20 protein-coding genes and 1 riboswitch are annotated in these 23,666 nt (G+C 69.6%); of the genes, 5 read left to right on the forward strand and 15 right to left on the reverse strand.

The window, feature by feature from the left end:
• Positions 1-51: 51 nt before the first annotated feature.
• The 13 genes from ACZ5BU_RS12580 to ACZ5BU_RS12640 all read right to left on the reverse strand — a co-directional run bounded on the left by ACZ5BU_RS12580 (position 52) and on the right by ACZ5BU_RS12640 (position 12,852).
• A complete protein-coding gene (locus ACZ5BU_RS12580; RefSeq protein WP_465698229.1) occupies positions 52-2,205 on the reverse strand; it encodes an MMPL family transporter in 2,154 nt (717 codons plus the stop codon).
• Between the two features lie 30 nt (positions 2,206-2,235).
• Positions 2,236-2,643 carry a hypothetical protein gene (locus tag ACZ5BU_RS12585; protein WP_465698231.1) on the reverse strand — a complete coding sequence of 136 codons (408 nt, stop codon included), beginning with the start codon at positions 2,641-2,643 and terminating at the stop codon, positions 2,236-2,238.
• Positions 2,644-2,694: 51 nt separating this feature from the next.
• Positions 2,695-3,996, reverse strand: a complete 1,302-nt coding sequence (locus tag ACZ5BU_RS12590; protein WP_465698233.1) for a serine hydrolase domain-containing protein — start codon at positions 3,994-3,996, stop codon at positions 2,695-2,697.
• Positions 3,996-6,836 (reverse strand): aminomethyl-transferring glycine dehydrogenase, encoded by a 2,841-nt coding sequence (gene gcvP, locus ACZ5BU_RS12595; protein WP_465698235.1) that lies wholly within the window; start codon positions 6,834-6,836, stop codon positions 3,996-3,998. The genes ACZ5BU_RS12590 and gcvP overlap by 1 nt, the downstream gene beginning before the upstream one ends.
• 71 nt (positions 6,837-6,907) lie before the next feature.
• A riboswitch (glycine riboswitch) is annotated at positions 6,908-6,997 on the reverse strand.
• A gap of 122 nt (positions 6,998-7,119) precedes the next feature.
• A complete protein-coding gene (locus tag ACZ5BU_RS12600) occupies positions 7,120-7,626 on the reverse strand; it encodes a MerR family transcriptional regulator (RefSeq protein WP_465699252.1) in 507 nt (168 codons plus the stop codon).
• Positions 7,627-7,921: 295 nt separating this feature from the next.
• A complete protein-coding gene (locus tag ACZ5BU_RS12605) occupies positions 7,922-8,416 on the reverse strand; it encodes a bifunctional nuclease family protein (protein WP_465698237.1) in 495 nt (164 codons plus the stop codon).
• Between the two features lie 85 nt (positions 8,417-8,501).
• Complete coding sequence (gene ftsR / locus ACZ5BU_RS12610; RefSeq protein WP_465698239.1) at positions 8,502-9,200, reverse strand: transcriptional regulator FtsR; 699 nt, start codon at positions 9,198-9,200, stop codon at positions 8,502-8,504.
• Positions 9,187-9,717 carry an FHA domain-containing protein gene (locus ACZ5BU_RS12615; RefSeq protein WP_465698241.1) on the reverse strand — a complete coding sequence of 177 codons (531 nt, stop codon included), beginning with the start codon at positions 9,715-9,717 and terminating at the stop codon, positions 9,187-9,189. Before ACZ5BU_RS12615 ends, ftsR begins: the two co-directional genes overlap by 14 nt.
• Before the next feature lie 139 nt (positions 9,718-9,856).
• Positions 9,857-10,240, reverse strand: a complete 384-nt coding sequence (gene gcvH, locus ACZ5BU_RS12620) for a glycine cleavage system protein GcvH (protein ID WP_465698243.1) — start codon at positions 10,238-10,240, stop codon at positions 9,857-9,859.
• Between the two features lie 32 nt (positions 10,241-10,272).
• Entirely contained in the window at positions 10,273-11,085 is an 813-nt protein-coding gene (locus tag ACZ5BU_RS12625) for a DUF881 domain-containing protein (protein WP_465698245.1), read from the reverse strand.
• Between the two features lie 2 nt (positions 11,086-11,087).
• Positions 11,088-11,420 carry a small basic family protein gene (locus ACZ5BU_RS12630; RefSeq protein ID WP_132285273.1) on the reverse strand — a complete coding sequence of 111 codons (333 nt, stop codon included), beginning with the start codon at positions 11,418-11,420 and terminating at the stop codon, positions 11,088-11,090.
• Positions 11,417-12,259 (reverse strand): DUF881 domain-containing protein, encoded by an 843-nt coding sequence (locus tag ACZ5BU_RS12635; protein ID WP_465698248.1) that lies wholly within the window; start codon positions 12,257-12,259, stop codon positions 11,417-11,419. The genes ACZ5BU_RS12630 and ACZ5BU_RS12635 overlap by 4 nt, the downstream gene beginning before the upstream one ends.
• Positions 12,256-12,852, reverse strand: coding sequence for a CDP-alcohol phosphatidyltransferase family protein (locus ACZ5BU_RS12640; RefSeq protein ID WP_465698250.1), 597 nt, complete (start codon positions 12,850-12,852; stop codon positions 12,256-12,258). Before ACZ5BU_RS12640 ends, ACZ5BU_RS12635 begins: the two co-directional genes overlap by 4 nt.
• A 208-nt stretch (positions 12,853-13,060) precedes the next feature.
• Here ACZ5BU_RS12640 and ACZ5BU_RS12645 point away from each other — a divergent pair, with 208 nt between their 5' ends.
• Positions 13,061-13,429: a YciI family protein gene (locus tag ACZ5BU_RS12645; RefSeq protein ID WP_465698252.1), complete on the forward strand. Its 369-nt coding sequence runs from the start codon at positions 13,061-13,063 to the stop codon at positions 13,427-13,429.
• Positions 13,429-14,631, forward strand: a complete 1,203-nt coding sequence (locus ACZ5BU_RS12650) for an RNA polymerase sigma factor (protein ID WP_465698254.1) — start codon at positions 13,429-13,431, stop codon at positions 14,629-14,631. Before ACZ5BU_RS12645 ends, ACZ5BU_RS12650 begins: the two co-directional genes overlap by 1 nt.
• Here ACZ5BU_RS12650 and ACZ5BU_RS12655 read toward each other — a convergent pair.
• A complete protein-coding gene (locus ACZ5BU_RS12655; protein WP_465698256.1) occupies positions 14,600-15,370 on the reverse strand; it encodes a class I SAM-dependent methyltransferase in 771 nt (256 codons plus the stop codon). The genes ACZ5BU_RS12650 and ACZ5BU_RS12655 overlap by 32 nt on opposite strands.
• A gap of 151 nt (positions 15,371-15,521) precedes the next feature.
• Here ACZ5BU_RS12655 and ACZ5BU_RS12660 point away from each other — a divergent pair, with 151 nt between their 5' ends.
• The 3 genes from ACZ5BU_RS12660 (at position 15,522) to ACZ5BU_RS12670 (ending at position 19,780) form a co-directional block, all read left to right on the forward strand.
• Positions 15,522-17,744, forward strand: coding sequence for a glycoside hydrolase domain-containing protein (locus ACZ5BU_RS12660; protein WP_465698258.1), 2,223 nt, complete (start codon positions 15,522-15,524; stop codon positions 17,742-17,744).
• Complete coding sequence (locus ACZ5BU_RS12665; protein WP_465698260.1) at positions 17,741-19,051, forward strand: glycosyltransferase; 1,311 nt, start codon at positions 17,741-17,743, stop codon at positions 19,049-19,051. Before ACZ5BU_RS12660 ends, ACZ5BU_RS12665 begins: the two co-directional genes overlap by 4 nt.
• 87 nt (positions 19,052-19,138) lie before the next feature.
• The gene (locus ACZ5BU_RS12670; protein WP_465698262.1) at positions 19,139-19,780 is read left to right on the forward strand and encodes a GNAT family N-acetyltransferase; all 642 of its coding nucleotides are present in this window, start codon (positions 19,139-19,141) and stop codon (positions 19,778-19,780) included.
• Positions 19,781-20,652: 872 nt separating this feature from the next.
• Here ACZ5BU_RS12670 and ACZ5BU_RS12675 read toward each other — a convergent pair.
• Positions 20,653-23,358, reverse strand: a complete 2,706-nt coding sequence (locus ACZ5BU_RS12675) for a DUF222 domain-containing protein (protein ID WP_465698264.1) — start codon at positions 23,356-23,358, stop codon at positions 20,653-20,655.
• Positions 23,359-23,666 lie beyond the last annotated feature (308 nt).

Raw genomic sequence — 23,666 nt, forward strand, 5'->3', positions numbered from 1 at the left:
GTCACGGTTCGCTCGTGAGGCGGCCGTGCAGGGCACGGCCGCCGTCGGAGGTCAGGCTCGGTTGGCGGGCTCCAAGGGTCTTGGGTCGGGAGTGGAGTGGTCGGGAGGGGATTGGCGATCCTGGTGGCCTGGCCACCAGGCGGCGTGGCCGATGAGGGCGGTCAGGCTGGGGGTGAAGAACATCGCCATCACGAACGCGGCCACGACGATGCCGAAGGAGACGGCGAAGCCCATCTCGGTCAGGAGGGAGTTGCCGGCCAGCATCAACGTGGCGAACGTCGCCGCGAGGATGAACCCGGCCGCGGCGACCGTCGGACCCGCGTGCCGGACCGCCATGCTCGCCGCCTCGCGCGGATCGCGGCCCTCCCGCGCCTCTTCGCGGAGCCTGGCGATCATCAGGATGTTGTAGTCGGTGCCGATGGCAACGACGAACAGGTACATGATCACCGGCAGCATGAACATCAGGCCCGAATTCCCCAGGCTGTTCTGGAAGATCAGCACGGTCGCTCCGAGGGTCGCGCCGAAGCCCAGTCCCACCGACACCATCAGGTACCAAGGCGCCACGACGCTGCGCAGCAGGAGGCCGAGGATGATCATGATCAGCAGCGCGGCCAGCGGGAACACGGTGCGGTAGTCGTGGTTGACCGCCGCGTTGATGTCCTTGTAGATCGACGACATGCCGCCGACCAGCGCCTTCGTACCCGGCGGCGCGTCGGCGTGCGCGACCTCCCGTACGTCGCCGACCGTACGGATCGCCTGATCCGTCGCCGACCCGTAGGCGAGCGTGACCGTGATGTTCGCGGTCCGGCCGTCCTTACTGAGCGCGGCCGGCTGTACGTCGGCAACGCCCGCGACCGCGCCGAGCTTCTTCTCGTACGCCGGCAACGCTGCGGCGTCGAGGCGTCCGCCATCGGTCGTGGTCACCAGCACCGAGGTCGGCTCAGCGGCACCAGCGGAGTACGCGTCCTGCATCTCGGTCTGGACGACCATCGACTCCTTCGTCTTCGGCATCGAACCGGCCGCCAGGTCGAAGGTCGCCTTGAAGCCGAGCGTGCCGAGCGCCAGTGCGACCATCACGATCCCGGACACCGCCGCGAAGAGGGCCGGTCGGCGTTGTACTCCGCGGCCGAGCGCCGCGAACCGAGCGTTCGAAGGCTCCTTCCGCCACGCCTTCGACGGCCAGAACAACACCCGCGGCGGGATCAGCGAGCAGATCGCGGGGAACAGCGTCAGCGCGGCGACCAGCGTCACCGCGACCGTGATGGCCAGCGCCGGCCCCATCTGCCGGAGGAAACCGAGGGTCGACAGCAGCAGCGCGAGGAACGCGATCATGACCGCACCGGCCGCCGAGGCGATCGCCTCGCCGACGCGTCCGACCGCGTTGATCATCGCCTCCTTGGACTGGTCACCGGCCCGCAGACGCTCGCGATAGCGGAACATCAGGAACAGGTAGTAGTCGGTGCCGACCCCGAGCAGTACGACGATCAGCAGCGCCGAGATCGAACTGCTCGCCTCGAGCCCGAACAACTTCGTGGCGTCGGCGATCAGCCCGTTGGCCGTCGAGGACACCAGTGCGAGCAGGACGAGCAGCGGCAGCAGCGCGAGGATCGGCGACCGGAAGATGATCAGCAGCGTGATCAGGATGATCGCGAACGTACCGACGAACGTCAGCGTGTTGGCGCGCGTCGACGACTCCTGCTGGTCGAGCCCCTGCGCCGCCGACCCGCCGAGCTTGGCGTCGAGCTGGCTGCCCTTCGTCAGCGACTTCGCGTCGTCGCGCAGGATCTTCGCGGCGTCGAGCTGACTCTGCTGGCCGGCATTGTCGGTGTTCATCGAGACCAGCCCGAGTACGTAGCGGCCGTCCTTCGACGGTGGACCAGGCACGACCTGCTCGACCTGGTCGATCTTCTTCGCGCCGAGCGCGGTGGTGATGTTCGCGGCGTCCTTCAGGTCGGCCGGAGTCAGCCGGCCACCGTCGGAACGCTGGTACAGGACGATGGCCGACGGCGTGAACGCGCTCGGGAACGCGCTCTGCTGGAGCTCCGCGGCCTGGATCGACTCGTAGCTCTTCGGCAGGAAGCTGCTCTGATCACTGCTCGACGGCAGGCTCGGAGCGGTCGCAACGACGGCGACCGCGATCACCAGCCAGGCCAGGATCGTCCACAGGGGATGACGGACGGCAACCCGCCCAATGCGATGGAACATTTCCGTCTGCCTCCGGGCAGGAAAGGTCGGTCAGGCGTCGAGGGCGTTGGTGATCTTGCGGATCATCTCGGTCATCGCGGGGCCGGTGCCGCCGCGTTCGGCGCGGGAGCCGGCTTCGACGGCGGTGAGGACGGTGCTGCGGAAGTCGTCGGCGGCGGCCGCGTCCTGGTCCTTGAGCAGGTGCATGGACGCGGTCAGCGCCGGGAAGACCTGGTCGGCCAGTTCGGCGGTGGACTTGCCGTCGAGCTTGAGGCCCTTCTGCTTCTCGTCCAGGGCGTGCCCGACCGGGCCCGTGGCGGAGGCCAGGGCCAGGGAGCCTGCGACGGCGACCTTGCCGGCTGACTTCACGCCGGCGGCGGTGATGAGCGCGATCGCGCCGTGGGCGGCGACGGCGAGCGTGGTCTTGTCGGTGTCGGTGAGAGCGATGGAGTTCGTCATGCAACCACTGTCACCGGGCGTGCTGACACGGTGCTGACAGCGGGCTGACAGCTACTGGCGGCCGTACGGCGTTCTGGTCAGGACGAAGGTGGCGACGGTCAGGTGGCTGATCGTCCCGCCGTCACGAACCACCTGGAGCTTCTCGCCGGCCAGGTAGCCGTCCCGGCCCAGGTACAGGTCCGGGGCCAGCGGCGACAGGCGGGTGGCGAGGCCGCCGGACAGCTGCAGGATGCCGCCGGAGACCGTGATGGTCATCGGCGTGTTGCCCCAGTACCAGTGGCCGAGCAGGTCGGTGCCCTGGGCAAGCGTCGGCTCCGGGACCCACTCCTGCGTGATCGGCGGTTCGTACCGCGCCAGGATCCGGATCAGGTCCGGCGCCAGCGAGGCGACCCGGCCGTACGTCGCGTTGCCGAGCGTGACGGCGCCGATCCGGCGCACCCGGTCCACGAACAGCCCGGCCAGGAAGCCCGGCATCGAACCGGTGTGGCCGATCAGCAGCTGCGGGTCGTCCGCGATCAGCCGCAGGCCGAGGCCGTACGACGCGTTCAGCCCTTCGCGCGGATCGGACGCGACCGGCGTCGCCATCTCCTCGACGGTGTCCCGGCTGAGCAGCTCGGGCACCGGGTCGATCCAGAACGACGCGTACCGCGCCAGGTCCTCGATCGTGCTCCACAACTGCCCGGCCGGCGCCATCGCACCCGAGTCGTGCGCCGGCTCCGGGTCGAGCTGCCCGCTGAACGGGTGCACCGAGAACCCTTGTGCGGCCGGTGCCTGCGGGAAGTACGTCGTACGCCGCATCTCCAACGGCCCGAGGATGCGCTCCTGGACCAGCTCGAGCCAGGACGTACCGCGCAGCCGGGCGACGATCTCGCCGAGCAGGCCGTACCCGAGGTTCGAGTAGTGGTGCCGGCGATCCGCGGGGCCGGCCGCGTGCGTGTCGCTCATCGCCGCGGTCAGCTCGTCGAACGAGACCCCCGGATTCCGCTCCCACCACGGACCCTCGGGCTCCGCGTTCATCCCGCCGCTGTGCGCGAGCAGGTGCCGGATCGTCCGGTCCCCGTACGCGATCCCCGGCAGATGCTTGCCGACGGCATCGTTCAGCGACAGCAGTCCGTCGTCCCGGCACTGCATCACCAGGATCGCCGTCATCGTCTTGGTGATCGACCCGATCCGGTACTGCACGTCCGCACCCGGTAGCGCACCGTCCCCGGTGGCGAACCGCCCCCGCGAACCCGTCCACACCAGGGCCCCGTCCCGCACCACCCCGGCGTTGACCGACGGCAACTTCGACTCCCCCTGCGCCGCCGCCACCTCGGCGTACAAAGCGGCGGCGGTTTCAGAACGCAGGGACATTACTCAAAAGCCTCCGGTGCCGGGCAGGAGCAGATCAGGTTGCGGTCGCCGTAGGCGCCGTCGATGCGGCGGACCGGCGGCCAGTACTTCGACGCGCGGTCCACCGAGCGCGGGAAGGCGGCCTCCTCGCGCGTGTAGGTGTGCTCCCACTTGTCGTTGATCACCGACTCGGCGGTGTGCGGCGCGTTCACCAGCGGGTTGTCGGTGGCCGGCCACTCGCCCGCGGCGACCCGGTCGATCTCGTGCCGGATCGCGATCATCGCGTCGCAGAACCGGTCCAGTTCGCCCAGGTCCTCGGACTCGGTCGGCTCGACCATCAGCGTGCCGGCTACCGGGAACGACATCGTCGGCGCGTGGAACCCGTAGTCGATCAGCCGCTTCGCGACGTCGTCGACGGTGATGCCGGTGTCCTTGGTCATCGGCCGCAGATCCAGGATGCACTCGTGCGCGACCAGGCCGTTCTCGCCGGTGTACAGCACCGGGAACGCGCCCTCGAGCCGCTTCGCCACGTAGTTCGCGGTCAGTACGGCGGCCTTCGTCGCGTCGGTCAGCCCGGACGCACCCATCATCCGGATGTACGCCCAGGAGATCGCCAGCACGCCCGCGGACCCGAACGGCGCCGCGCTGATCGGGCCGACGCCGGACTCCGGACCGGCCTGGTCGAGCAGCGGGTGGTTCGGCAGGTACGGCGCGAGGTGCTCCGCGACCGCGACCGGCCCGACGCCCGGACCGCCGCCGCCGTGCGGGATGCAGAACGTCTTGTGCAGGTTCAGGTGGCTGACGTCGCCGCCGAACTCGCCCGGCTTCGCGAGCCCGAGCAGGGCGTTCAGGTTCGCGCCGTCGACGTACACCTGGCCGCCGTGGTCGTGGACGACCTGGCAGACCTCGCGGACGCTCTCCTCGTACACACCGTGCGTCGACGGGTACGTGATCATGATCGCGGCCAGCCGGTCGGCGTGCTCAGAGGCCTTGGCCCGCAGGTCGTCGAGGTTGATGGTTCCGTCTTCGTTGCCCTTGACAACGACTACCTTCATGCCGGCCATCACCGCGGACGCGGCGTTGGTGCCGTGCGCGGACGCCGGGATCAGGCAGACGTTGCGGTCCACGTCCCCGCGCCCGTGGTGGTACCCGCGGATCGCGAGCAGCCCGGCGAGCTCGCCCTGGGAGCCCGCGTTCGGCTGGATCGACACCTTCGCGTAGCCGGTGACCTCGGCCAGCCAGCGCTCCAGCTGGCCGATCAGCTTCACGTACCCGGCCGCGTCCTCGATCGGCGCGAACGGGTGCACATCGGCGAACTCCGGCCAGGTGACCGGCTCCATCTCGGTGGTCGCGTTCAGCTTCATCGTGCAGGACCCGAGCGGGATCATGCCGCGGTCCAGCGCGTAGTCCCTGTCGGACAGCTTGCGCAGGTACCGCAGCATCGCCGTCTCGGAGCGGTGCGTGTTGAACACCGGGTGCGTCAGGTACTCGGTGGTCCGCGGTACGGCGATCGCGGCGGCCTCGAGCGTGCCGTCGTACTGACCGCCGAAGGACTGGCAGACCCGGGTCAGCGTCGCGACGTCGGTCTTCTCGTCGCAGGAGATGCCGACGTGGTCCGCGTCGACAAGGCGCAGCCAGATCCCGTTCTGCCGGGCGGCGTCCACGACGTCGGCGGCGCGGCCCGGGACGCGGGCAAGGACGGTGTCGAAGAAGTCGTCGTGCACGACCTCGACGCCGCTGGCGCGCAGCGAGGCGGCAAGCTTCCCGGCGTACGCATGCACGCGCTCGGCGATCGCGCGAAGACCGTCCGGCCCGTGGTAGACGGCGTACATCGACGCGACGACCGCGAGCAGGACCTGCGCCGTACAGATGTTCGAGGTCGCCTTCTCGCGGCGGATGTGCTGCTCACGCGTCTGCAGCGCCAAGCGGTACGCCGGCGAGCCGTCGGCGTCGACGGACACGCCGACGAGGCGACCGGGCAACGACCGCTCAAGGCCCGAGCGTACGGACATGAAGCCGGCGTGCGGGCCGCCGTAGAACAGCGGTACGCCGAAGCGCTGCGACGAACCGATGACGATGTCCGCACCGGCCTCACCCGGGGCCTCGAGCACCGTCAGCGCGAGCAGGTCGGACGCGACGGCAACCAGGGTGTCGCGCTCGTGGGCGGCTGCGATCAGCGGCTTCAGGTCCCGTACGGCCCCGTTGGAACCCGGGTACTGCACCAGGAAGCCGAAGAAGTCACCCTCGGGCAGGCCGTCGGTGGTGTCGGCGACGACGACCTCGATGCCGAGCGCCTGCGCGCGGGTCTGTACGACCGCGATCGTCTGCGCGAAGCAGTCCGCGTCGACGAGGAAGCGCTCGGACTTACTCTTCTTGTTAGAGCGGTGCGCGAGCGTCATCGCCTCGGCGGCCGCGGTGCCCTCGTCGAGCAGCGACGCGTTCGCGGTCGTCAGGCCGGTCAGGTCGGACACGACGGTCTGGAAGTTCAGCAGAGCCTCGAGCCGGCCCTGGGAGATCTCCGGCTGGTACGGCGTGTAGGCCGTGTACCAGGCCGGGTTCTCGACCAGGCGGCGGACGATGACCGACGGCGTGAAGGTGCCGTAGTACCCCTGGCCGATCATCGAGGTCGCGACGTTGTTGCGGGCCGCGAGCTGGCGCAGCTCGGTCAGCGCGTCCACCTCGGAGGCCGGTTCGGGCAGCCGCAGCGCCTCGGCGGAACGGATCGAGGCCGGGACCGCGGCGTCGACCAGCGCGTCGACGTCGTCGTACCCGAGGGCCTGGACCATCCTGGCGATCTCGTCCTGGCGCGGACCGATGTGCCGGTCGGCGAACGTCGCCGAAAGCTGGGGGGTGTCGTTCACTAGAGGCTCCGATGCTGACTGTCGCTGCCGGTGGCCTCCCCCTCTGTCACGCTGCTGCGCTTCAGAGTCGCCTGTCACACTCGGTCCATGGGCCTGAGAGGTTCCGGGGAGGAATTGCCCCTTCGGCGCCCGATGAGACGGGACTCTCCCGAGTGCTGTGTACGGCTGAAACGAGGCTACCAGGAATTCGCGAACAGTTCGGGCAGCGGCCTCCGGCGACAACAAAGTCGCCCACTCACCGCGGAGCGAGTCTGCAGTGAGTGGGCGAACAAAGGAAGCTGTGTCAGCCGGTCATCCGTGCGCGGCGGCGGGCGGCGAGTTCGTCGCCGGCGTGCCCGTCGGCGCCGTCTTCGTCGTGGCCGTCGGCCCGCTCGGTCGGCAGCTCGGACAGCGAACCCTCGACCTCGCGCCAGACGCCGCCGAGCGCGATCCCGAACACGCCCTGGCCGCCGGCCAGCAGATCGATGACCTCGTCCGGCGAGGTGCACATGTAGACCGAGGCGCCGTCACTCATCAGCGTGATCTGGGTCAGGTCGTCGAAGCCGCGCTTGCTCAGATGCGCGATCGCGGTCCGGATCTGCTGCAGCGAGATCCCCGCGTCCAGCAGCCGCTTGATCACTTTCAGCAACAGCACGTCACGGAAACCGTACAGCCGTTGCGTGCCCGAGCCGGTCGCCGGGCGCACCGACGGCGAGACCAGGCCGGTACGGGCCCAGTAGTCGAGCTGCCGGTAGGTGATCCCGGCGGCGGCACAGGCCGTCGGACCCCGGAACCCGACGTCCTCCGGCATCGGCCGCAGGTCGTCGTCGAACAGCAGACCCTGGACGCCGGCGGTCTTGGCCGCTTCGGCGTGCGCGTCGGACGCCGACTGCGCCGTCAGATCCGTGTCCCCGGTGCGTGTCACGCCTGAGCCTCCCTGGATACCGACTGGAACGAGTCATCTCCGTGGAGTGACACCACCCCACGACTCCTTCACGGTAAGCCGCCGCCCGAGGCGGGTCAACGACAACCGCATCGAGCCGGGAGCGTGTCGCGACCGCCGTACGAATCGTTACCTAGTCGCTCTTGTACGGCGGGATGCGCGGTCAGCTCTTGTCGAAGTCCTCCGGAGTCACCTGGTCCAGGAACTCGCGGAACCGCTCGACCTCCTCTTCCTCCTGCACCTCGTCGGTGCCGGTGGCCTCACTCTCCGGGATCGGTACGCCGGCCTCGGCGAGGATCTCCTCCGCGCAGAACACCGGGGTGCCGGTACGCAGCGCGATCGCGATCGAGTCCGACGGCCGGGCCGAGATCTCGGTCGAGTCGTCGAACACCAGGATCGCCTCGAAGACGCCGTCGGTCAGGTTCACGATCCGGACCTCGCTGAGCGTGTGCCCGAGCACCCGGATGGTTTCCGCGAACAGGTCGTGGGTCAGCGGCCGGGGCGGTTCCATGCCCTGCTGGGCGAAAGCGATCGCACTCGCCTCGGCAGCACCGATCCAGATCGGCAGGTACCGCTCTCCGCCGACCTCCCGGAGCAGCACGATCGGCTGACTCGAGGGCATCTCCACCCGGACTCCGACCACGTCGACTTCGCGCACGACTCCAGCCTACTCCGAGCCGGAGCCCCGGGTGGGCCCGCGGGGTTCGGCCTGTGGACAAGCCAGGGACGGGCTGGAGGATGAGCTAGGGACGTGGGAGACGGGACCGCACGAGAGCTGTGTGCAGACGCACAGTGAGCGCAGCCAGCTCCGCGGTCTGTTCGGTCCGGCGCGGGCCGGTGACCTGCTCGATCAGGCCGACCTCGCGGTCCGCCGCGGTCCGGAACGCCCGCAGGTGCCGGGGTTCCAGCCCGTACGCCGCCAGCTCGGCCGCGACCTTCGCGATCACGATCGCGTCGCCGCCGTAGTGGTTGCCGCTGGCCACCACCAGGCCGTGGTTCTCCAGCTCGGCCAGCAGTTCGGCGGGTACGCCGGCCGCGGTTCGCAGCTCTTCCCGGGTCAGCCGCAGCTCGGTGCCGGTGGCACCGAAGTCCTCGGCGACCGGCTGACCAGGGGTCTGCGGCAACGAACTCGGCGCGACCGGCGGACCCCCGGCGGACGGCCGCAGCCCGCGATCGATCGCGCCGAGGTGTTCCTTGATCACCTTCAACGGCAGGTACTGGTCGCGCTGCGCGGTCAGCACGTACCGCAGCCGCTCGACGTCGGCGGCACTGAACTTGCGGTAGCCAGAAGCGGTCCGGGCCGGCGTCACCAGCCCCTCGGCCTCCAGGAAGCGGATCTTGGAGATCGTGACGTCGGCGAACTCCGCCTGCAGGAGCTGCAGCACCTCGCCGATGCCGCGGCCGCCGGCCGGCTCTTCGGCGTTCGGATCAGGCCTGGCCACTGGCGTAGTACACCAGCCGGTACTTGCCGATCTGGACCTCGTCGCCGTTGCTCAGCTGGACCTCGTCGATCCGGTCGCGGTTCACGTACGTCCCGTTCAGGCTGCCGACGTCGCGGACCTTCACGCCGTACGCGTCGCGGCGGAACTCGGCGTGCCGGCGGGACACGGTGACGTCGTCCAGGAAGATGTCGCTGTCCGGGTGCCGGCCGGCGGTGACCACGTCGACGTCGAGCAGGAAGCGGCTGCCCGCGTTCGGGCCGCGCTGGACGATCAGCAGGGCGGACCCGGCCGGCAGCGCGCCGACGGCGGCCTGGTCGGCGGCGGTCAGCGGCTCACCGGTCTGCTCCGGTTCCGGCTCGGCGCCGATCGGGGTCAGCATCGCGGTGTCGGTGACGCCCGGCTGCGGCTGCGCCGGGGCCGCCGCGGGGCGGTCCGCGCCAGGCAGCATCGCTCCGCACTGCGAGCAGAACCGGCTGCCCTCGGAGTTCTCGTGCCCGCACTGGTTGCAGAACGGCATGCTGTGATCCTCCCGATCGCCGGTGGTCCGGCGACGTTTTCGATAGACCCCGTATTGACAGTGTGACGTGCTGGAACAAGATGAGGGGACCTCAACCCTCGACCAGCAGTTGAGGTCCGGTAACGCTATCAGTCCGTGGTCAGCTCTGGTCGAGCTGGCCCTTGTAGGCGTCGGCGTCCATCAGGGCGGCCACCTCGGCGGCGTCCTCGACGTCGATGTCGAGCAGCCAGCCCTCGCCGTACGGGTCGCTGTTCACCAGGTCCGGCTGGTCGGCCAGCGCCTCGTTGACGGCCGTCACCGTGCCGTTCACCGGGGCGAACAGGTCGCTCACGCTCTTGGTCGACTCCAGCTCCCCACACGCGTCACCGGCCCGCACCGTGCTGCCGACCTCGGGCAGCTGCACGTACACGATGTCGCCGAGCTGGTCCTGCGCGAAGTCGGTGATACCGATCCGCGCGGGCCCCTCCTCGCCGGCCTTCACCCACTCGTGCTCGGCCGTGTACTTCAGGTCTTCGGGGTACACCTTCGGTCCCTCTTTCTGATTGATAGCGCTGCCTACTTGGTGGGGCTCGCCGCCGGGCGAGCGTAACGATGCTCGTCCGGCGCGTGCAAGGCAGTGATCGACACGCTGTCCAGCTCGTTGACCTCGGCCGTTCCGCCGACCTGCGGACCGGTCACCTCACTCACCAGGCCGCCCGGGAAGTTGGCCGCCTCGGCCAGGTTGTGCGACTCCCCGATCGCCTCGATGACGTACGGCGAGGTCACCTTCTGGCCGTCGATCCGGATCCCCGGTGGGTCGTCCACGAAGTCCGTACTGGCCACCACGCGGACCGCACCGTTGATCTGGATCGCCTCGGCACCGGCGTCACGCAGTTCCTCGATCGCGTCCAGCAGGTTGCTCGAGGTCATCTTGCCCTGCGGGTCGTTCAGCGTGATCCGGACCCCCTGGCCGACGGCCGCCATGGTGCCGGCCAGGATGCCCAGGGTGCGGATCTGGGCCTCGGCCTGCTCGCGCGCGGTCTGGGACTTGTCGGCGCTGGAGGACAGCGAGTTCTTCCGTTCCTCCAGGTCGGCGATCTCGCTCTCCAGCCGGCGGGTGTTCTGGCCGAGGCCGTCGAGGATCGCGACCAGGTCCTCGCGGCGGGCGTTCTGGTACCCGTCGTCGGCGCGGTTCACCCGGACCTGGACGACCGCGACACAGCCGACCAGCGCGAGGACGACCGCGACGATCGCCTGGCCGCGGGACGGTTTGAACCCGGTCCGCAACCGGCGCAGGGCCAGGTTCGGCGTCTTCGGCTTCTTCGGCATCGGCGTGGGCACGTCCGGCGCCGGCTGCTCGGGCTTCGCGTCCGGTTTGTCGTCGCTCATGATCAGGCCCGGAAGATGTGCCGGCGGATCGCGGCCATGTTGGTGAAGATGCGGATGCCGAGCACGACGACCACACCGGTGGACAGCTGCGAGCCGACGCCGAGCTGGTCACCCAGGTAGACGATCAGCGCCGCGATCAGCACGTTGGACACGAACGAGACGACGAACACCTTGTCGTCGAAGATCCCGTCCAGGAACGCGCGCAACGCTCCGAACACCGCGTCGAGCGCGGCCACCACCGCGATCGGCAGGTAGGGCTGCGCCCACTCCGGGACGTCGGGCGCGACCAGCAGGCCGACCACGACCCCGATCACCAGGCCGAGTACGGCGATCATCTCGGCCTCACCTTCGCGTAGCGCAACGCGATCGTCGCATCGGCCGGCACCAGCAAGGAGTCCTCCGTCGTGATCGTCATCCGGACATCGAAGTTGCTCACCAGGTACTGCACCCACTGCCCGCCCGAGCTCTGCGCGAACCGGGCCGGCATGGTCGCGGTGTCCCCGATCGCAAGCACTGTGTACGGCGGGGTCAGCGAACTGTAGTCGACCGTGATCGCACTGCCCGCGCCACGGATCGCGGTCAGCGACGTGAGCCGGTGCCCGTTCACCGAGATCGCCTCCGCGCCGGCCGTCCACAGCCCGTTCACCAGTTGCTGCAGGTCGACGTCGAGCAGCCGGCCTTCCTTGGCGTCGGCGTTCTTCGCGTCGTCGATGACCGCCTTGATGCCGGGGCCGGTGACCGCGATCGCGCCGGCCCGCAGCTCGAGGTCGTCGAGCTTCTGCTGCAGCGCGGCGCCGGCGCTGTCGTTGCTCAGCCCGCTCGCCTGCAGCCCGCGGACCTCGTCGGACAGCTGCGCCTGGTGGGTGCGCAGCTCGTTCAGCCGGTCGTTCGCCTGGTTGATCCGGTCGATCAGTTCCTTGCGCTGCTTCTCCGCCTCGGGTGCGGCGCGGTAGTTCTGCGCGGCGGCGATTGCGAGCAGGAAGCCGAGGACGGCGGCGGCGATCACGAGCATGATCCGGTGCCGGGAGCGGATCGGCTTGCCGCCGGAGTCCGAGCGGGTCCGGGCGGCGACGGCGTACCCCTCGTCGAGCGGGTGCGCCATCAGGTTGTTCAGCAGGGACATCGACGCGTCGACGCGCCGGGGGGTCGTCTGCTGAGGGGCTTGCTGGGTCACCCGGATGTGTCCTTGATCGGTTTCACCGTCTGGACCAGGTGCCGCAGCTGGGCGAAGTACAGCGCGCCGGCCCAGTAGTACAGCCCGGTGCCCCAGATCGCGAACGCCCAGCCGATCACGCGCGCGAGCAGGTTGAGGGTGCTGTCGCCGTCGCCGAGCAGGAGCAGCGGGAACGCGTACAGCAGGCAGAACGTGGCGGACTTGCCGAGGAAGTGCACCGGCAGGGCGTTGAAGCCGCGGCGGTGCAGGGCGGGCAACGTCAGCGTGAGCAGCACGTCGCGCAACGGCAGCGCGATCGCCAGCCACCACGGGATGATGTCGCGCAGCGCCAGGCCGATCACGGTCGCGAAGATGTACAGCCGGTCGGCGACCGGGTCGAGCATCTGGCCGAGGCGGCTGGTCTGGTTCATCCGGCGGGCGATCTGGCCGTCGGCCCAGTCGGTGAATCCGGAGATCGCCAGCACGAGCAGCGCCCAGCCGTCCGCCTTCGGCCCGAGAATCAGCCACAGGAACAGCGGCACCCCCAGCAACCGCAGGAAGCTGAGCGCGTTCGGGATCGTCCACACCCGGTCGGACACTTCCAAGTCCGGCACGCGACCCCTCCCTCTGTCCACCCTGGATACCCGTCGTAACTCTACTGGGGCGCCCGGACAGGTTTACGCCCGGCCATGCCGGGGCACGGCCCGCCCTTCGAATTGATCCGGTCCCCACATCACCTGAACGCGTCGAGCCGCAAGCCGCTACGGCTGCTACTAACCGGTGACCCGATCGATACCCCCCGGTGATGCTTACTCTGAGCAGATGAAGTTCCTCGTACTGATCTACGGCAACCCGGAGTCCCGTGCGGTCTGGGACTCGTTGACCGACGAACAGAAGAAGGAAGGCATGGCGGGGTACGCCGCTCTGCGCGCGGAGCTCGCCGAACGGCGGGAGCTCGTCGCGTCGGAATCGCTCGACGACCCGGCCCTCACCAAACAGGTACTGGTCCGCGACGGCAAGCCGCTGACCACCGACGGCCCGTTCGCCGAGGTCAAGGAACAGCTGGCCGGCTTCTACCTGCTGGACTGCGAGTCGATGGACCGCGCCGCGGAGATCGTCGCGCAGATCCCGGAGGCACCGTTCAGCGTTGTTGAAGTACGGCCGGTACGCGACCTCGGCGCGTACGCCTGATGCTCGAGGAACTGCTCCGCGAGCAGGCGCCGCAGGTGCTCGGCGCGCTGGTCCGGCGGTACGGCGACTTCGACGCGTGCGAGGACGCCGTCCAGGAGGCGCTGCTGGCGGCGTCGCTGCAGTGGCCGAGTGAGGGCGTACCGGCGAATCCGCGGAGCTGGCTGATCACGGTCGCGTCGCGGCGGCGGATCGAGGTACTGCGGAGCGAGGCGGCACGGACGCGGCGCGAGGAGACCGTCGCGTCGTGGACTCCCCCGGAACCTGCCTCGTCGGAGGACGACTCGCTGACGTTGCTGATGCTGTGCTGCCATCCGGACCTGACCCCGCAGTCGCAGGTGGCGCTGACGCTGCGTGCGGTCGGCGGCCTGACCACCGGCGAGATCGCCCGCGCATTTCTGGTGCCTGAGGCAACGATCGGGCAGCGGATCAGCCGGGCGAAGGCGAAGCTCCAGGGTGCGGTGTTCGCGATGCCCCCGGCCGCGGAACAGCCCGAGCGGCTGGCCGCCGTACTGCATGTGCTCTATCTGATCTTCAACGAGGGCTACACGGCCTCATCCGGTACGTCGCTGCACCGGGTCGAGCTGTCGGCCGAGGCGATCCGGCTGACCCGGCTGCTGCGCGCGCAGTTGCCGGCCGAGGGCGAGGTCGCCGGGTTGCTCGCGTTGATGCTGCTGACCGACGCGCGGCGGCCCGCACGTACTACGGCCACCGGTGCGTTGGTCCCATTGCCGGACCAGGACCGGACGTTGTGGGAGCAGGCGTCGATTGCCGAAGGCACCGAACTGATCGAGTCCACGTTGCGAACGGCGCCGGTCGGGCCGTACCAGCTGCAGGCAGCGATCGCCGCCGTCCACGACTCGGCCGCGGACGCCGGCGAGACGGACTGGCGCGAGATCCTGATGCTGTACGAACTCCTCGAGTCGACGGCGCCCGGTCCGATGGTGACGCTGAACCGGATCGTCGCGGTCGCGATGGTGCACGGGCCGGCCGCCGGGCTGGCGCTGCTCGACGACGTGGACCCGGCACTTCGCGACCATCACCGGCTTGCGGCTGTCCGGGCGCACCTGCTCGAACTGTCGGGCGACGCAGCCGCTGCTCGGGAGGCGTACGAGCTCGCCGCGCGGCTCACCCAGAGCACTCCCGAGCAGGTCTACCTCCTCGGCCGGGCAGCTAACTTGGGAGCTTCGGCCGCCCCCAGCTGAGCTCGGCCTGGACCTTCAGGTCGAGTACGCCGTCCTGCGCGTACGGGCGGACCGCTTCCTCGACGATCGCGTCGAAGTCGGCTGCCTCCTCCGGGGACATCAGGTCGCGCGCCAGGCTCGACGTCGAGTGGAACTGTTCGACGTAGTCCGCGACCTGCTGGCGGTACGTGACCGGCTCGGTCCGCGCCGTACCGTTCACGTCGAGCAGACCGCGCTCCCGGATGGCATCGACGACGCTGTACTTCGGGTCGTGGTTCTGTTTGCGGGAGTGCTTCTGGATGGCCTTGACGACACCGTCCCACCAGGGCATGTCGACCGGGCCGTGCTCGATCACGACGAGCTGTGCGTTCGGCGTCAGGTGCGGGACGATCCGCGCGAGCGTCGTCTCCCAGGGCATCCAGTGGATGCTGGCGCCGGCCGTCACCAGTGCGTACGGGCCATCGAGGTCAGCGGTCTCGATCGGGTTCACCTGCCAGCTGAGGTTCGGGTGGTCGCCGCCGGGGCGCTGCTTGCCGGTGTCGACCATCGGCCGGGAGAAGTCGATCGCGTCGACGTGCTCGACCCGCGGCGCGAGCGGGCGGGCGAGCGCGCCCTCACCGGCACCGATGTCGAGGACCCGGCGCGGTCCGTCGGTGATCAGGTCCAGGAGGCGGTCGAACACCTCGTCCGGGTACGGCGGCCTATGCTGGTAGGCGTCCGCCACCGCCTGTTGTTTGAACGTCGCCGCGAGTTCTGTCATGCATCGGAGCGTAGGCCGGGCCTCCGACCCGATCGCCGATTTATGCTGTCGGCCGACCGCTCGTAACCTGCGCGTTTCCTTCGGTCACACGGCCGAAATATGTGCTTCCTACTTTGAGAGTCCACGTCAGCCGCGGTGAGGCGGTGAGCCGATGTACGAGTACGTCGACCCGTTCATCGGGACCGGCGCCACCGACCTGCCCGCGCCCAAGGGTCTGGCCGGTACTTGGTGGTGGCCGAAGCCGCAGGTCGGCAACACCCACCCCGGCGCCATGTACCCGTTCGGGATGGTCTCTGCCTGCCCGTACTCCGGTGCCTACCCGACCGGCTACGGGCTGTACGACTTCAACACCGAGGGCGTACCCGGCCGGTTGTACGACCGGCAGGTCGCCTCCGGGTTCACGCACTTCCAGCAGTCCGGCACGGGCGCGATCCGCAAGTACTACAACTACTTCCGGGTGACGCCGATGCTCGGCCCGCTCGACGACCTGGGCACCACGTGGGACCTGCACGACGAGGTGGCCGAGCCCGGCTACTACGCGGCGACGCTGAGCTCGGGCGTGCGCTGCGAGCTGACGGTCGGCCCCAAGTCGGCGGTGCACCGGTACACCTTCCCGGCGAACGACGCCGCCCGGATCGTCGTCGACGCCTCGACCGGCGGCCTGGCCATCCCGCACAGCCGGACGGTGCCGCTGAAGGCACACCTGGCGCTGCTGGAGCCCGGGGTCGCTCAGGGCGAGATCCACGTCGAGGGGGTGCCGCTGGCCGTGCACCTGGAGGTCGACGCGCCCGGCTGGCGGCAGCTGCTGTGGTACGACCGGCGCCTGATGCCAGGCGGTACCCGGCTCGACTTCGACTACATCCGGCCGACCACGCTGCGGCCGTTCGGGCTGATCTTCATCGGTCCCTCGCGCGCCGAGCAGACCGTCGAGGTCCGGCTCGGGTTCTCGCTACGCGGTTGCGAGACCGCGCGCGACAACCTGCACAAGGACGTCGGCCGCAGGCAGGCCACCTTCGCCGGGCGGCGCGACCGTACGGCAGCCGACTGGCGCGACCACCTCGGCAAGGTCGAGATCAAGGCCAGTTCCGACGACCAGGCAACGGTCTTCGGTACCGCGCTCTACCACTCGCTGGTCAAGCCGTGCTTCGCCCCGGACGAGAGCCCGTCCTGGACGACCGAAGGCCCGTACGCGTTCGACATCTGCACGATGTGGGACATCTACCGCACCCAGCTCCCGCTGATGACGACGCTGTTCCCGGAACGTTCGGTCGCGCTGGCCGGCGCGTTGATGTCGATCTGCGAGCAGGAGGGCAACCTGCCGATCGGCTACCGGATGGCCAAGGGCGCCGACCGCTTCTCCCGGCAGGGCAGCGCGCTCGCGCACACCTTCCTGGCCGACCTGTGCCAGCTGGACCTGCCCGGTATCGACTGGGACTGGGCGATGGTGCACCTGGAGATGGACCTGCGCCGGACGTACGGCGAGGACTACCTGGTGCACGGTGTGGCGCACCCGATCAGCCACACCCTCGACCTCGCGTACGCCTACCACTGCACCGCGGCCATCGCCGACAAGGTGCGCGACCGGCCGCTGGTCCGGCAGATGCGCGAGCTCGCCCAAGGCTGGCAGGCGGCGTACGACCCGGCCACCGGACTGCTGCGGGACTCGACGTTCTACGAGGGCGGCAAGTGGAACTACTCCTTCCGGCTGCTGCACGACATGCGCACGCGCATCGCGCTCGCCGGCGGCGACGAGGCGTTCGTGGGGCTGCTCGACCGGTTCTTCGGGTACGACGCCGTACCGGTGACGCAGCCGGGGGTGGCGCCGAGCGTGGCCGAGATGAACGCCGGGTACGGCCTGTGCCGGTTCGAGGGGCTGAACAACGAGCCGGACTACGAGGCGCCGTGGTCGTACCACTACGCCGGACGGCCGGACCGAACCGCCGAGGTGGTGCATGCCGCGGTCGCCAACCAGTTCGGTACCGGCCGGGGTGGTCTGCCGGGTAACGACGACTCCGGCGGGCTGTCCGCGTGGTACGTGTGGGCGACGCTCGGGCTGTTCCCGGTGGCCGGACAGAACCTGTTCCTGCTGAGCGCACCGGCCGTGGCGGAGTCCACGACCCGGCTGCCGGAGGGCGGCGAGCTCTCGATCACCACGTCAGGATTCGAGCCGGTCGAGGCCGGCGGACCGGTCTCGTACGTCCAGTCCGTCACGATCAACGGCAGGACCCTCGAACGCCCCTGGATCTCCGGCCGGGAACTGCGGCACCTCCGCAACCTGCACCTCGAGCTCGGCCCGCAGCCCTCCAGCTGGGGCACCCGGATCAGGCCACCGTCCACATCCGATCGGCACCACGTCACCGGAGGTGAGTCATGAACATCGCCGACGACACGCTCGTCCCGTCAGTACCCGGCCGCCGCCTGGTCATCGTCGTCCGCGCCGACCCGGTGATCTGCGGGCACTCCGGTGAGGCGCGGTGCCTCGCGGAGGTGGCACTCACCCGCGGCTTCGACGACGTACGGATCGTGACCTGGCCGCTCGATGCGCTCGAGGCGGCCGGGCTGCCGATGAAGCCACTCGATCGCGTACTGCCGTACAGCCCCGGCATCACCGTGGAGCGGCCCGGTCCGGTCGGCGACTACCGGGTTCCGGACGGGCGGTACCTGGCCGGGCTGATCGGGCGGCTGGTCGAACTGTTCAGCGACGGGGTGCCGACGGTGGCCATGTCGCTGTACCTGAGCCCGCATGCGATCGCCGTGCAGGAAGCCGTCCAGGTGGCGCGCCGGATCGGGCCCGCTCGGGTCACCACGGTGGCTGAGGCGGTGGGCTCCGACATCACCAACGTGGTCCGCGAGTGCGTGAACACCGGCCGGTTCGGGGCGGCCGCGCACATCCTCTCGGTCTACCTGGCGGCCGACCACTGTGTCGCGGTGTCGGAGTACACCAAGGAGCTGATCGTGGCCTCGGCGGCGACGCTCGACGGCATGCACGGCACCACGTTCGCGCAGCAATGCCGGGAGCGGATCGCCATCTCGTACCCGGCGGTCGACTCCTGGTCGTACCTGTCGCTCACCGACGACAGGATCGCCGAAACCCTTGCCCGGCGCGGCCTCACGCGGGACGGGTACGTACTGTTCCTGTCCCGGATCGCCTCGGCGAAGGGGATCGAAGACCTCATCGCCGCCTACGCCGGCTCCCGGTCGGCCGAGCGGGTGGAGCTGGTCGTGGCCGGACGCGGGCCACAGGAGGACGAGGTGGTGGCGCAGGTGGCGGCCGCAGGCCTTGGTGACCGGGTGCGGGTGCTGACCGACGTGGACGACGCGGAGAAGCCGGCGCTGATGGCCGGCAGCGCGGCGTTCGTACTGCCGACCCGCGAGCAGCCGGAGTTCGTCGAGACGTTCGGCATCGCTCTGGTCGAGAAAGCCCTCGCCGGCGGCGGTCCGATCATCACCTGCGCAACCGGCGGCGTCCCCGAGGCGGTCGGTGACACGGCCCTGCTGGTGCCGCAACGAGACCCGGCCACGCTGCGGACCGTACTCGACGAGGTCGTCTGCGACTGGACCCTGGAGCAGCGGTCAGCGGCCGAACAACACGCGCGGGCGTACGCCTTGCAGTTCGACCGTGCCGCAGTCTTCGACCGCCTCCTGGCCCTCGCCGAACCCCCTACCGTCCCCGTCGCCTGACCCGCTGGCTGCGCGGCCGGCCACTTGGCTTTCTGTCGGTCTGGTTCCGGACGGCCGTCGTCCGGAACTGGGTTTACCGTGCTGACCATGCAGGCGATCTCGGAAACGCAGGTGCGCGTCGTACCGGCCAACCAGGCCTCGTGGGAGGACCTGCAGGCGGTCTTCGGTACGGCGGACGCGGGTCAGTGCCAATGCCAGCGGTTCAAGATCCGCGGGTGGATCTGGCGCGACTCGACGCTCGACGAACGGATGACCCGCCTGCAGGAGCAGACCGCCTGCGGCACACCGGACGCCCCGTCGACAAGCGGCCTGATCGCGTACGTCGACGGCGAACCGGCCGGGTGGGTCGCGGTCGAACCACGGACGGCATACTCGAAGCTGCGTACGTCGCGGATCCCCTGGACCGACCGCACCGAGGACAAGGACGACGAACAGGTCTGGTCCGTCACCTGCATGGTCGTCCGCAAGGGCTTCCGCGGACGAGGCCTCACCTACCACCTGGCCCGCGCCACGATCGACCACGCCCGCAGCCACGGCGCCCAAGCCCTCGAGGCGTACCCGATGCTCACCCAGCCCGGCAAAACCATCACCTGGGGCGAACTCCACGTCGGCCCCCACCAGTCCTTCGAAGAAGCCGGCTTCCACCAACTCACCCACCCCACCCTCCGCCGCACAGTCATGCGCATCGACTTCCCCCAACCAACCGACGCCCAGCGAGGTATCACCTAGCTCCCCGAACAACAGCCAACCGCCACTGCCGCCATCGCCCGATCCCTCGGCACCCCCACAACAGCCGTCACCGATCCCACCTGGTCCCAGCCGACGAGCAGAGGCAAACCTGCCTCGACGCGCCACGGCCAGTCCGCGTGATGGCCAACACCCAACGGCCTCCACAACCACCGATAACCCCCAGAATCAAGCGATCCCTCGGCAGCCCGCCGCAGCCGCCCGTCACCGATACCGGCTCGTCCCGGCGCTCCCGGCCGCTCGCGGCTGCTCCCGGCTGGTGGGCAGAGGTGAGTGAAACCTGCCTCGGTGAGCCATGGCCGCTCCGCGTGATGGCCGATGCCCAACAGCCTCCGTGACCATCGATCACCAGCGGTATCGGGCGATTCCGCTGCAGCTGCCGTAGCCGCCGTCCACCGATACCGGCTTGTCTCGGCTGCCCCCGGCGGTCCCTGCTGATCTCGGCTGGTGCGGAGAGGTGAAACCTGCCTCGGCGAGCTACGGTCGGTCGGCGTGATGGCCGATGCCCAACAGCCTCCGAGACCACCGATCACCAGCAGAATCGGGCGATTCCTCGGCAGTTGCTGCACGCACGCGCCGCACGACGTACAGGCTGCCGGAGCCGCCGTCACCATGCAGGCTCGTCCCGGCTGCTCTCGGCTGGTGCGCAGAGGTGAAACCAGCCTGGGCGCGCAAGGTCGGTCGATGCGCTTGATACCCGATCCCCAACCGCCTCCGCGACCACCGATAACCAGCAGAACCCAGCAGTACCCCTGACTCGTCCACGACCTCGACCTCGGCCACCCACGCCACAGCTGCGAGCAGGTGCCAGCAAGGTGCTGGATGGGGTGTTGGGGCAACAGACCCGCGAGAGTTCAGGTGGTTGCGAAGGCCGGAGGCTCGGTGCTGGGGTCGTCCGCCGGGTTCCCGTTCCACACCGCGAATCGTGCAGCTTCGGCGTAGGTAGCGGCATCCCCGCGCCACCGGCTCAACCGCCCACCACCCGCCGCGCCGGTCGTCGGCGGGACCGACTCGGGTGAGGCCGTCCCGTTCAGATCTATCCCGGACTCACCCGAGGCAGGCCCGGCCAGGTCTGCCCCAGCCAGGTCTGCCCCAGCCAGGTCTGCCCCAGCCAGGTCTGCCCCAGCCAGGTCTGCCCCAGCCAGGTCTGCCCCGGACAGGTCTGCCCCGGACAGGTCTGCCCCGGACAGGTCTGTCCCGGGCGGAGCTGGCTCGGTTAGGGCTGGCTCGGTTAGGGCTGGCTCGGTTAGGGCTGGCTCGGTTAGGGCTGGCTCGGTTAGGGCTGGCTGGGGTTGAGCTGTTTCGTTGCTGGGGGCGTCTACCTTGGCTGGCGAAGGCCTGTCTGCGGTCGGACCGTCACCCCACGGATCAGCTGCCTGCGACACGGAATGCGCAGGCTCTTCTGTCGAGGTTTCGGGGCGTGCGGCACTCATCGGCGGCTCGCATGTCCAGAGTGGTCGGAGTGGGTTGCCGGTTGCTTGTCTTGGGCGACGTAGCGGCGGCGGGTCCGCCCAGGTGGGGCGGGCGACGTGGACTTGGCCGTCGGTGATGGTGATGGTCCAGCGGCCGTTGTGCAGGTCGGTGTGATGCCGGCGGCAGAGCAATGCAAGGTTGGTGATCGTGGTTTCACCGCCGTCGAGCCATGAGATCAGGTGGTGTGCGTCGCACATGATGGGTGGAGCCCCGCAGACGACACAGCCGCGGTCGCGGACGTTCAAAGCGCGGCGGATGTCCTTGGTGACCAGGCGTTCATTGCGGCCGACGTCGAGTGGTTCGGACTTGGAGCCGAGCACGATCGGAATCACATTCGCGTCGCAAGCCAGGCGGCGGATGGTGGCTGCAGAAAGCCCATCGCTGTAGACGGTGTGGCCGATTGCGTCCGCGGTGGCGGCTTTCAGGTCCTGCAGATCGATCGTGACAGTGATGTTCGCCTTCGCTCCGTACCCCGGCACACGCTCACCGCGCCGCGAACCCCCAGCAGCACCACCCACAGACTCACCTGTCGCAATACCCGCGGCCTCCCCCGTCGCAACACCCGCAGCCCCGCCCGTCGCAACACCCGCAGCCCCGCCCGTCGCAACACCCGCAGCCCCGCCCGTCGCAACACCCGCAGCCCCGCCCGTCACAACACCCGCAGCCCCATCCGTCACAACACCCGCAGCCCCATCCGTCACAACACCCGCAGCCCCATCCGTCACAACACCCGCAGCCCCGCCCGTCACAACACCCGCAGCCCCATCCGTCACAACACCCGCAGCCCCGCCCGTCACAACACCCGCAGTGCCAGCCTCCGCGGCGCCGGTCGTTGGATCAGCCGCGCTACCAATCGCCGGGCTGACTGCAGGACCCGCGGCGTTGGCGGAACGTGTCGCAGCCGGGCCAGGGGCCGGGGCACAGGACGGTTCGGCGGCTGGTGCCGCCGATGACCGGGCCGTCGATGCTGCGACCGGGTCGGCTGTCGCGGCCGCAGCCGCGCCGGTGGTCGAGGCGGCGGTTGGGCCGGTGCCTCGTGAGTTGGCCGGAGGGCTGACCGGTGAACTGGCCGGTGGCGTGACCAATGGCGTGGTGGGTGGCGTGACCGGCGGCGTGACCGGCGGCGTGACCGGCGGCGTGACCGGCGGCGTGACCGGCGGCGTGACCGGCGGCGTGACCGGCGGGGTGACCGGCGGGGTGACCGGCGGGGTGGTCGGCGGGGTGGTTGTGTTGGTGTCCCAGGCGGTGGCGGCGATGGTCAGGGCGGTTGATAGTGCGTCGGCCTGGCGCTTGTCGCGGGAGCGGGGGTCTGGTTCGCCGTCGACGGTTTTGTGGGGGCGGGCGCCGGCGTGGACGACCGCGCGGAGGGCTTCGGCGTTCTCGTTGGCCAGGTAGCCCCTGAATTTCACGCCCCGGTCCGCCGGTGTCAGGGTCAGCGACTCACGGGCGGCGGCCTTGTGCTCTTCAGGCTCGGGGCCGTCGGAATCGAGCAGATCGCAGACCTCTCTGCCCGCGGACCGTAGCTCCGCCGGCGACATGTGCGCCGCCAGCGCGACGAACTGCTCCTCGACGACATCCAGATGCTCGACCGGCACCCGCGAACGGACCCGCTCGAGCTCGGACACGATCGCCGCGGCGTGCGCGGTCCGCATCGGCCGCACATCCCGCGGATCAGCCACGCCGGTCAGGTCATCGCCATCGGTGTCCTCAGCATCCCCGGCCTCCGAACTGACAGAATCGTCAGCCTTGTCGGGGCCTTCGGCGTTGTCGGAGTTGTCAGCGTTGGGTTCGGTGGGGAGTTCGATGCCGTCGGCGAGTGCTTTGCCTATCGCCGTGTACTTGGGGAGTGCTTTGGCCAGGCGGACGTCGCGCCAGACTTCGGCACGGTCCCGCCGGTACCGCTTGGACACCAGCTCGACGGCGTCGCGGGCACCGACGTCCTGGGCGATGCCAGTGTCTTCGATCCGGGCTACCAGTTGCAGCCGGATCTCCTCGAAGCGGGTGATGTCGGCCTCGACCGAGTCGAGGGCAGGCAGGACCTCACGGTCACTCAGCGACACTACCGATCGTCCTTCGAGAACATCCATACCCACAACGGTACCCGGCACCTCCGACAGTTTTCAAAGCCGGATCCCCTTAATTTAAAGGGATTTCCGGGAGTTGCTGTTGTCCACAGGCTCGGGATGGATTCGCAGGCCCTGTGGATCTTGCCCAAGGCAACCATGCGGATCCACGGGTGCTGGACATGTCGTGGTGACCGCGGACGGGAAACCGCACAAGCGGAATGGTGAGGTGGCGCGGTGAGGTGGCGCGGTGAGGTGGCGCGGTGAGGTGGCGCGGTGAGGTGGCGCGGTGAGGTGGCGCGGTGAGGTGGCGCGGTGAGGTGGCGCGGTGA

The organism is Kribbella sp. NPDC031520 (assembly GCF_055580825.1).